Annotated in this window: 8 protein-coding genes; 1 reads left to right on the top strand and 7 read right to left on the bottom strand. The window is 62.2% G+C overall.

Going from position 1 to position 7,740, the window contains the following annotated elements; all coding sequences use genetic code 11:
* Positions 1-182: 182 nt before the first annotated feature.
* The 7 genes from EN969_RS08730 to EN969_RS08700 form a co-directional block, all read right to left on the bottom strand.
* Positions 183-1,196, bottom strand: coding sequence for an ABC transporter ATP-binding protein (locus EN969_RS08730; protein WP_063169896.1), 1,014 nt, complete (start codon positions 1,194-1,196; stop codon positions 183-185).
* A complete protein-coding gene (locus EN969_RS08725; protein WP_013528081.1) occupies positions 1,189-2,301 on the bottom strand; it encodes an ABC transporter ATP-binding protein in 1,113 nt (370 codons plus the stop codon). Before EN969_RS08725 ends, EN969_RS08730 begins: the two co-directional genes overlap by 8 nt.
* Before the next feature lie 2 nt (positions 2,302-2,303).
* Complete coding sequence (locus EN969_RS08720) at positions 2,304-2,510, bottom strand: hypothetical protein (protein WP_013528080.1); 207 nt, start codon at positions 2,508-2,510, stop codon at positions 2,304-2,306.
* Entirely contained in the window at positions 2,507-3,457 is a 951-nt protein-coding gene (locus EN969_RS08715) for a carbohydrate ABC transporter permease (RefSeq protein ID WP_013528079.1), read from the bottom strand. The genes EN969_RS08720 and EN969_RS08715 overlap by 4 nt, the downstream gene beginning before the upstream one ends.
* Positions 3,454-4,401: a sugar ABC transporter permease gene (locus EN969_RS08710; protein ID WP_063169897.1), complete on the bottom strand. Its 948-nt coding sequence runs from the start codon at positions 4,399-4,401 to the stop codon at positions 3,454-3,456. Before EN969_RS08710 ends, EN969_RS08715 begins: the two co-directional genes overlap by 4 nt.
* A 109-nt stretch (positions 4,402-4,510) precedes the next feature.
* Entirely contained in the window at positions 4,511-5,842 is a 1,332-nt protein-coding gene (locus tag EN969_RS08705) for an ABC transporter substrate-binding protein (protein ID WP_027164284.1), read from the bottom strand.
* Positions 5,843-6,119: 277 nt separating this feature from the next.
* The gene (locus EN969_RS08700; protein ID WP_063169898.1) at positions 6,120-6,809 is read right to left on the bottom strand and encodes a PIG-L deacetylase family protein; all 690 of its coding nucleotides are present in this window, start codon (positions 6,807-6,809) and stop codon (positions 6,120-6,122) included.
* Positions 6,810-6,837: 28 nt separating this feature from the next.
* Between EN969_RS08700 and EN969_RS08695 the strand changes: the two genes are divergently transcribed.
* Positions 6,838-7,728, top strand: a complete 891-nt coding sequence (locus EN969_RS08695) for a DMT family transporter (RefSeq protein WP_063169899.1) — start codon at positions 6,838-6,840, stop codon at positions 7,726-7,728.
* The last annotated feature ends 12 nt before the right edge of the window (positions 7,729-7,740 follow it).

Below are 7,740 nucleotides of genomic sequence, written 5' to 3'. Positions count from 1 at the left end.
GCGCGCAGGACGACCTTGATCTCGGGATAGCCGTCGAGGCGCGCGAGATCGCCGGAGCCAATGGTTCGTAGCAGGCCGTCCAGCGCCTCGGTGACGATCGTTTCCCTGCGATTGAAAAAGTGCTTCATCGATTCGTCCCGTACTGGCAAAGTCAAAACCGGTGCTGAATCACCGAAAACCGCTCACATCAATCGCTGTCCATCGGCGCCGAAATACAGCGGCGCCCGGTAGCGGATCACCACTTTGTCGCCCTGCGCCAGATCCGTGTCGGGATCGGTCAGCGTCACCAGTTTCTTGGTGCCTACCGTCACATGCAAATGGTTCTGGTCACCGAGATGCTCGACCCAGTCGACAACGCCGTCAGCATGGCCATTCGCGGCCTTCGCGATCGTCAGATGCTCGGTGCGCGCGCCGATCGTCTTGGTGCCGGCCGGTGCGCCGCCGTCAGGCAGCAGCCCGGTCGGCAGAAGATTGATCGCCGGCTGGCCGAGCCTCGCCGCGACATGCAGGTTTGCCGGCTCTGAATAGATGGTGCGCGGCGAGCCGATCTGCACCAGCACGCCCTCGGTGAGGATGCCGATGCGGTCTGCCATCGTCATCGCCTCGATCTGGTCGTGGGTGACGTAAAGCATGGTGGCGCCGAGCTCGGTCTGGATGCGCTTCAGCTCGAGCCGCAGATCCGCCCGCAGCTTGGCGTCGAGCGATGACAGCGGCTCGTCCATCAGATAGATGGACGGTTTGTGCACCAGCGCGCGGCCGATGGCGACGCGCTGCATTTCGCCGCCCGAAAGCTTGGTCGAGCGGTTGGCGAGCTTGTGATGGATGCGCACCATCTTCGCCACCTCCTCGACCCGGCGGCGGATCTGGTCTTCCGGCATTTTCCGCGCCGGCGAGCGCAGCGGAAAGGCGAGATTGTCGAACACCGACAGATGCGGATAGAGCGAATATTGCTGGAAGACGAAGGCGGTGTCGCGCTCGGCCGGCGACAGCGTCGTGGCATTGTGTCCGCCGATCTCGATCGTGCCGCTGTCTGGCCGTTCCAACCCGGCGATGAGCCGCAGCGTCGTCGTCTTGCCGGCCCCGGTTGGCCCGAGCAGCACGACGAATTCACCATCTGCTATGTGCAGGTCGAGGCCGTCGACGGCGACATGGTCGCCGAAACTCTTGGTCACGTTCTTGATGTGCACCTCAGCCATGCTGGGCCCTCCGTTCCGAGGCGACATCGTGGATCGCGGTTCTCACCGCGCGGCCCGATCCCTTCTCGAACAGCGACAGCCGCGCGCTGCTCAGCGTCAGGCCGACATGGTCGCCGGTGGCGAGCCTGATTTCGGCCGGTACGCGTGCCTTGATGATGCCATCCGCCGTCTCCACCGCGACGATCTGCGTGGTGCCGAGATATTCGGTGCCGTAGATGGCGCCGCGCAATTTTGAGGCGTCGTCGAAGCGGATGTGTTCAGGGCGGATGCCGAGCGCCATGTCGCCAGGTGCGATGTCCTCGCGCACCTCCGGCACCGCGACCTTCGCGCCTTGCACGATGATCTCCCTGGCGCCCTTGGCGAGCCCGCCGCCAAATCCCAAAAAGTTCATCGGTGGCGAGCCGATGAAGTCGGCGACGAACATGGTCGCCGGGCGGTCATAGATTTCGCGCGGGCTTCCGAACTGCTCGATGACGCCATGGTTCATCACCGCGATCTTGTCGGCCATCGACATCGCTTCCATCTGGTCGTGCGTGACATAGACCGTCGTGGCATGGATGCGGTTGTGCAGTTCGCGCAGCTCGTGGACCATCAAATCGCGGAATTCGGTGTCAAGGGTTCCCAGCGGCTCATCCATCAGGAAGCATTTTGGCCGCCGCACGATGGCGCGGCCGAGCGCGACGCGCTGGCGGTCGCCGCCGGCAAGTCCGGAGACGGATTTGTTGAGCAGATGGTCGATGCGCAGCAGCTTCGCCGTTTCCTCGACCCGCGTGCGGATTTCGGCCGAAGGCATGCCTTGCGCCAGCAGCGGGAAGCCGATGTTCTTGCGCACATTCATGTGCGGATAGAGCGCGAACAGCTGGAAGACGAAGGCGATGTCGCGCTCGCGGGCCCGCAGCATGGTGACGTCGTCGCCGCCGAGCAGGATCTGGCCGCCGGTCGGCAGCTCAAGCCCCGCGATCATGCGCAAGGTCGTCGTCTTGCCGCAGCCGGACGGGCCGAGCATGACGAAGAACTCGCCATCCTCGACGACGAAGTTGGAATCCTGCACGGCGACGAAATCGCCGAAGGCCTTTCTCAGGTGCTGGACACGGATTTCGGCCATGATTATTCCGGGAATTTGGAGACGATGATGAACATCACGGTGCCGGCGAGCATGGTGATGAAGGAGTAGGTGTAGAGCGACAGCGCGAAGGGCTGGAACAGCATCAGGAAGCCGATGGCGATCAGCGCTGTCGCGATGTTTTCCATCAGCCCGCGCCGTGCCCAGGCCGGCCAGCGCGATTTGCGGTTCCCAGGCTTGGTCAAGCTCATTTGCGCACCGCGCCGAAGGTGATGCCGCGCAGCAATTGCTTGCGAAGCAGGATGGTGAAAACCAGGATCGGCACCAGGAAGATCGTCGTGCCGGCCGCGACCGCCGGCCAGTCCTGGCCGCCTTCGCCGATGATGGTCGGGATGAAGGGCGGCGCGGTCTGCGCCGTGCCGGAGGTCAGGAGAGCTGCGAACGCATACTCGTTCCAGGCGAAGATCAGGCAGAAGATGGCGGTCGCGGCTATGCCGGTCGTCGCCTGCGGCAGCACGGTGCGCCAGAAGGCCTGCAGCCGCGTGTAGCCGTCGATCATTGCCGCTTCTTCATATTCGCGCGGGATCTCGTCGATGAAGCCCTTCAGCAGCCAGACAGCCAGCGACACGTTGACCGCCGTATAGAGCAGGATCATGCCGAGCGCGGTGTCCGACAGGCCAAGCTCGCGGTACATCAGATAGATCGGAATGGCGACGGCGATCGGCGGCATGAAGCGCGTCGACAGGATGAAGAACAGGAGGTCGTCGGCGAGCGGCACCTTGAAGCGTGAGAAGCCGTAGGCCGACAGCGTGCCTAAGAACACGGCGCAGAAGGTCGAACCGAAGGCGATGATCAGCGAATTGACGAAGCGCGGCAGGAAGTTGGACGGACCGGCGATCACCATGTTGCGCTTGCGCGTGGTCTCGTCGCAGAAGCCCGTCGCCGGACCCAGCGAGTTGATGTATTCCGGCGTCTGCCGGGTCCGCGTCGTGAACAAATTGCAGTAGCCCTCAAGACTGGGCTGGAACAGGATCTTGGGCGGATAGGCAATCGAATCCGGCGGCGTCTTGAAGCTGGTGGCGAAGATCCACAGCAGCGGCACGATCGAGATCAGTGCGTAAAGCACGATGATCGTGCCGGCGATCCGTTTCGAGTTGCTGCTCGGTGCGACGACCGAATGGGCTGTGGTCAGGCTCATCTCTGCTTCACCTTGTTGAGCGCCTTGACGTAGATGTTGGCCAGGCCGAACACCGCCACGAAAAGGATGATGGCGAAGGCCGAGGAATAACCGGTGCGCCAGCTTTCGAAAGCCTGCCGCTTCAGCGTTATCGAGGCGACCTCGGTCGTCGAGCCCGGCCCGCCGCCGGTCAACAGATTGACCATGTCGAACATCTTGAAGTTCTCGATGCCGCGAAACAGCACCGCCAGCATGATGAAGGGCAGCGCCATCGGCAGCGTGATCGACCAGAACTGCCGCCAGTTCGAGGCGCGGTCGACCTCGGCCGCCTCGTAGATGTATTCGGGGATGGAGCGTAGGCCCGCGAGGCAGATCAGCATCACGTAGGGCGTCCACATCCAGGTATCGACGATGATGATCGACCAGGGCGCCAGCGACACGTTGGAGAGCATCTGAATATTGGTCGGCGGGATCCTCGTGACGAAGGAGATCGCATAGGCGAACAGGCCGATCTGCGGCTCATAGAGGAAGCGCCAGAAATTGCCGACTACCGCCGGCGACAGCATCATCGGCACCAGGATCAGCGTCGTCCAGAAGGCGTGGCCTCGGAACTTCCTGTCGATCAGCCAGGCCAGCGTGAAGCCGATCAGCGTCTGCAAAAGGATCGTCCAGAACACGAAATGCGCGGTCGTCTGCATGGCGATCCAGATGTCCTTGTCGCCGAGGATGCGCTGGTAGTTGGCAAGGCCGAGATTTTTCACCACCTCGTTCGGGCGGTTGGCCCGGTAGTTGGTGAACGACAGATAGATCGCCCAGAACAGCGGGAAGATGTTGATGGCCAGCAGCAACAGGATCGTCGGCGAGATGAACAGCCAGGCGAGGCCCTTGTCGCTGATGCCCCGGACCTTGCGGGCCAACGGTTCCGGGGTCGCCCGGGCAACGTTCTCCGCGGTCCGATTGAGCATGGTGAGTCCTGCTTCGGTCACTTGGTCGTCTCTGTCATGGAATTTATCTGAACTGCATCCCGTGCCAAGGGGCGGCACGGGATGCTTGGCTTAGCTCGGGAGGAGCTGGTTACATCTTGCCATCGTCCTGGAAGACCTGGGTCCAGTCCTTGACCAGGCCGTCGAGCGCATCCTTGGCCGAACCCTGGCCGGCGACGACATAGTCGTGGAAGCGTTTCTGCGAAGCCTGCAGCAGCGGGGCGTAGCTCGGCTCGGCCCAGAAGTCCTTCACGATGGCCATCGAGTCGAGGAAGGTCTGCGCATAGGGCTGGCTGGCCGGGAACTTCGGATCCTTGACCACCGCGTTGAGGCACGAATAGCCGCCGAGCGACCACCATTTGGCCTGCACGTCCTTGTTGGCGAACCACTTGATGTATTTCAGCGCCGCCTCCTGCTTGTCGGAATAGGACACCACGGAGATACCCTGGCCGCCGAGCTGGGCGAACTGCTCGCCGTCGGGACCCTTCGGGTTGACGAAGTAACCGATCTTGTCGCCGCCGACATTCTCGTCCTTCTGCAGGCCCGGCCATGTGAAGGCGAAGTTCATGTGCATCGCCACCTGGCCGGATTTGAAGGCATCGACGCCTTCGCCCATGTAGCTGTTCGAGGCACCGGGCGGCGTGCAGCAATCATAGAGCGCCTTGTAGAACTCCAGCCCCTTGACCGACTTGTCGGAGTTGACGAAGCCTTCCATTTCATAGGGCTTCTTGGGGTTTTCGTATTGGAAGCCATAGCTGTAGAGCACGTCCATGGCGCCCATGGTGATGCCTTCGGAGCCGCGCTCGGTGTAGATCGAGGCGCCATAGACGGTCTTGCCGTCGATCTCGCGCTTCTGGAAGAACTCGGCGACCTGCTTCAACTGGTCGAAAGTGGTTGGCGGGCCGAGGTCCCAACCGTACTTCTCCTTGAATTCCTTCTGCAGCTCCGGCTTGGAGAACCAGTCCTTGCGGTAGGTCCAGCCGACGACGTCGCCCATGGCCGGCAGCGCCCAGTAGTTCGGCGTGTTCTTCGGCCATTCCGAATAGCCGACGACGGTTGCCGGCACGAAATCGTCCATGCTGATCTTCTCCTTGTCGAAGAAGTCGTTCAGCTTGACGTAATGGCCGTTCTCGGCAGCGCCGCCGATCCACTGGCTGTCGCCGATGATCAGGTCGCACAATTTGCCGTGCGAGTTGAGCTCGTTGAGGAAACGGTCGGCATAGTTGGTCCACGGCACGAACTCGAATTTCATGCCGATACCGGTTTCCTTGGTAAAATCCTTGGACAGTTCGACAAGCGCGTTGGCCGGGTCCCAGGCGGCCCAGCACAGGGTCAGGTCTTCAGCGTGCGCGACGTTCGCGACGGCTGTCGACGCTGTGATTGCCGAGGTCAGTCCCAACGCCAGTTTCAAGCTCGATTTCATGACTTCCTCCCATTTGCGAAACGCGCCCGGATGACGGTTTCAAAAAGCCCTCAACCCCTCTCCTCAGGGGCCCAAACATGGCGGCGCGGTTGCGCTGCAGATGTTTAGTAATTTGTTTAGTGATGCAATTTTTACTAAACAAGGCAAGCGAATTCGTTGCTGCGCCGCAGCATGCTTATGGCGATGTCTGAAAACGTTGGGAAAAGCGCGGGTCGCTGGCTGGTTTACCGAAGCTGTTCAGGCCGATTCTGACCGGGACGTGGGGCAGCCTCGGCTTTCAATCTACCCTTCTGGTGCTCACCATCACCTTGCGGATCGCCGGCGCCGGCGGCAGCAGCGCGCGGATATCGGCGAACGGGAACGACGGTTCGAAACGGAAGGCTTCGGCCGATGAGCCTTGCGCGCCGTTGCACTGGCCGGCGCGAAAGGCGTTCTGTGTCCGCGCAATGTCGACGAAGCGGTCGGGATCCTGCGATTGATGCATGCGGATCGCCTCGGCCTTGACGTCGGCATGGGCGGAAATGTCGACATAGTGCGTCGGCGAGAAACCGGTGCCGCCCATCGTGTCGGCATGCAGCACTGGGACGGCGAAAGACGCCGCGATACGAACGCCGTCCGACAGCGCGCGATGGTCTGCATGATAATCGTTGGGCGCATGCGTGATCACCAGATCCGGGCCGATTTGACCGATCAGTGCTTTCAGAGCTCCAATCAGCGCTGCATCGGCCACCAGCTCGCCGTCCGGGAAGTCGAGGAAGCGTGGCACTGCGCCTACCAGCGCGGCCGCGGCCGTTGCTTCGTCGCGACGGACACGAGCGAGAACAGCGGGATCACTTGTGCCGCCCCTGGCACCATCGGTGGCCATGGCAAAAGTGAGTTCTGCGCCTTGCGCAGCATAGGCGGCCATCGTACCGAACATGAAGATCTCGATGTCGTCCGGATGCGCACCGAGCGCCAGGATTTTCAAACCACTCTCTCCCCGGAATTGGAACAACGTGACGAACGGAATCCTGCTCGCCCTGATCGCCTACGCAAGCTATTCGGGTAGCGATGCCGTTGTCAAAAGCCTGGGCGGTCAGCTCACGATCTTCGAGATCGGCTTTTTCATAACCTTGTTCGCGGGCTTCTTCCTGTTCTTCACGCGGCCCGCGGGCGAACGCTGGCGCGATTTCTGGCGCACCAGAAGGCCATGGGCGGTGCAGGCGCGTGCCTGGGCGGGCATCGCTTCCGGCGTGCTCAGTGTCTACGCCTTCACCACCATTCCGCTGGCCGAGTCCTATGCGTTGATATTCCTGGCGCCGCTCTGCGTCACCATTCTCTCCACGGTGATCCTCAAGGAGAAGGTCGGCCCCTGGCGCTGGCTGGCAGTGGTCGCCGGTTTCGCCGGTGTCATGCTGGTGGTGCGGCCGGGCTTTCGCGAGCTCAATCTCGGCCACCTTGCCGCCTTCGGTGTTGCCTTCCTCGCCGCCACCAGCGTCATCCTGATGCGCTCGCTGGCGCAGCAGGAAAAGCGCACCACCATGCTCGGCGTGCTGGTCGGCTACGGCCTGCTGTTCAACGGCATCGGTGCCGCCGCCACCTCGTTCACCGTTCCCGACGGCAAGCAGTTGCTGTGGTTGGCGGCGGCCGGTGCCTTCACAGCAGGTGGACAATTCCTTCAACTGCTGGCCATGAAATACGCGCCTGCCAACCGGGTCGCGCCGACGCATTATTCGCAGATCGCCTGGGCGGTGATCCTCGGCGCGTTGTTTTTCCAGGAATATCCGGACGGGCTGTCGCTGGTTGGCCTGGCGGTCGTTGGCGGCGCCGGCCTGTTGACCATGGTGCGTGAGGAAGCGCGGCTGGGGACCGTGCGCTGGAACCCGTTTTCGCGTACCCGGCTTTGAACCGACTCTGGT

Source organism: Mesorhizobium sp. M7A.F.Ca.CA.003.01.2.1, from assembly GCF_003998945.1.
In the GTDB taxonomy this organism is placed as follows: Bacteria; Pseudomonadota; Alphaproteobacteria; order Rhizobiales; family Rhizobiaceae; genus Mesorhizobium; species Mesorhizobium ciceri.
This window is presented reverse-complemented; position numbering and strand designations above follow the sequence as displayed.